Raw genomic sequence first — 1,985 nt, forward strand, 5'->3', positions numbered from 1 at the left:
CTGAAATTTTCGGCTTAGTTGGTGGCAGCTTGCCGCCAACTCACTCCTCTAGATAAGTATTTTGACTCAGGCATCTTCCTCTTTTGAGACGTTGTGACACTTAGGGTGCGGAATGTGGGTTTCAATTTGACAACGCCCAATTTCTTGATCAGACACGCTATAAACTAGGCGATGTTCTTTTGTAATGCGTCGTGACTATAATCCTGATAGTTCATGTTTTAATGCTTCTGGTTTTCCTAATCCAGAAAAAGGCTCTCTTTGAACATCTTTAATAAGGCTGACAATTTTAGCGTCAACTTTTTTATCTGCGATCACCCATTGGTTAAACTCATCAAAACTTCGGGTTAGAAAGGCGACTTTCCTGATAAGTTAGCAGCATCTACATAAATATAACTATCAGGATTTTTAAGAGATTCTCTTGCCTCTTGGAGATGTTGACGGTTAGCTTCTGTGGAAAGCAGATAGTCTGTTTCATCCATTTCAGCAGCTTCTTTAATCAATAAAATCGCTTCGACCACTGTTCCTTCTGGTAAGTCGAGGGGAGGTAAACTAAGTTGACCATTTTTGATGATTGTTTGGTATTTCAGTGCATTCATATAATTTTACTATTCTTGAGATTTTACTAATTATAGCAGTTTCAACGATAACTTGGCTCTTCTCGTTTCTGTATAGTCTTACCTCGTTGCCAGGGTATCCCTTGCAACGCATTTCCAGAGGTTCTAGCTTTTGTGTAACCCATCAGGGAAGGGAGGGATATCCTCCCCTTTCTCGTGCCAATGTAGAACCTTGGCACGAGACAAAAGGAATAGGATCAAGGTTATTTCTGTCCCTTTTTCTTATTTTTGCGGGACTTATTTTTTCTGACTATTCTTAGCAAGTTTCCGCCGCAAGCCGGTACCGAATCCGATAACGGTTACTAAACCTAACATGGCTAGAGGTTCAGATTCGGGTACGGGTACGGCTACGGTACTCACTATTAAATCATCAAAGGCAATATCAGAACTATCGTTAGGAGTCCCAAGTATTCCCAAAATCTCAAGAGTGCTTTGACCACTGGTTGCCGTGAATGTGAAATTACCCGAGCTATTGATCCCAAACTATTAATTTTTTGTTTTCGTTAGAGACGGTTTTATTACTAGGATTAATTACAAACTGACGACCACAATCTTTACCCTTACGTTTTGGTTTGCCATTATGTGTAGAACCATTTTTGATGGTATGGCAAGAACCCCATTTAGGACAACGAAATATTGAAGCTTGTGAATCTTTACAACTCAGGCTAGATAAGCAAGAGAGCTACGCCACTACTATCGGATCACTACCGGCTGAGCTCACCGTCGAAGCCTGATCTCACGGCCGAAGCCTGTCTCCTGTCTCCTTTTGCACGACTACTTAACTTTTCGATAATCTAAGACAAGAGTGGATTAAAAGTCAAATTTCCTCCGAGAACCTCTGAGAGAGTAAAATTTATCTTTTCGCTATTTAGTGGCTTACCGCTAGAATAATAGGACAAAAACGCTATATATAGCGTCTAGCCAGTAGAGGACAAGGATGAAATATTTAGAAGAATGGCGTGGTAGCGGGGTGGACGCGGAGTTAATCCATCTCAATGTCACCAGTTTAGCGGGGTTATCTCCCAGTGAATACCTACTCTACTCCCAAGAATTACCGCGACGCAATGATGGCAGAGTTAGGGATGATATTCTCAAGCGTTATGAACATATCAGTCAAGGCGGTTGGTGGTGTTCAGGAATTGACTTATTAACGGGTAATTATGACCTTTGGGGCTGTTTTAAGCCCGATTTTCCCCGTTTAAGCCTTGATAAGGCTAAACCGATTAAGTACGAACATCCTCCCCAAACCCCTACGGGAGTCTTTGCTTTGCGGGTTCCCCTGAAAATTTGGCAAAGGATAGCCCAGCATATCAGTATTAATATTTTAACTGAAGAAGTGGATAATAAGCAAGAGGATCTCGGTTTTTGGTC

Annotated in this window: 3 protein-coding genes and 2 pseudogenes; 1 reads left to right on the forward strand and 4 read right to left on the reverse strand. The window is 41.5% G+C overall.

The genetic code is table 11. The features are described 5' to 3' along the window. Positions 1-66: 66 nt before the first annotated feature. From PX481_RS01590 to PX481_RS30000, 4 genes and pseudogenes are all read right to left on the reverse strand, one after another. Positions 67-315 (reverse strand): annotated as a pseudogene (locus PX481_RS01590) (Txe/YoeB family addiction module toxin). 29 nt (positions 316-344) lie between these two features. Beyond that, positions 345-596, reverse strand: a complete 252-nt coding sequence (locus PX481_RS01595) for a hypothetical protein (protein WP_288024270.1) — start codon at positions 594-596, stop codon at positions 345-347. A 255-nt stretch (positions 597-851) separates the two neighbouring features. Beyond that, on the reverse strand, positions 852-1,031 hold the full coding sequence (locus PX481_RS01600; protein ID WP_223212949.1) for a PEP-CTERM sorting domain-containing protein: 180 nt from the start codon (positions 1,029-1,031) through the stop codon (positions 852-854). Positions 1,032-1,083: 52 nt separating this feature from the next. Beyond that, a complete protein-coding gene (locus PX481_RS30000; RefSeq protein WP_423251347.1) occupies positions 1,084-1,278 on the reverse strand; it encodes an IS1/IS1595 family N-terminal zinc-binding domain-containing protein in 195 nt (64 codons plus the stop codon). Positions 1,279-1,551: 273 nt separating this feature from the next. Here PX481_RS30000 and PX481_RS01610 point away from each other — a divergent pair. Then, positions 1,552-1,985 (forward strand): annotated as a pseudogene (locus PX481_RS01610) (plasmid replication protein, CyRepA1 family); the annotation flags it as partial.

It is taken from the genome of Microcystis sp. M53603_WE2, from assembly GCF_030065435.1.

Bases quoted from the DNA above. Each gene is read 5' to 3' on its own strand.
- PX481_RS01595 (WP_288024270.1), bottom strand. From the start codon at position 596: ATGAATGCACTGAAATACCAAACAATCATCAAAAATGGTCAACTTAGT.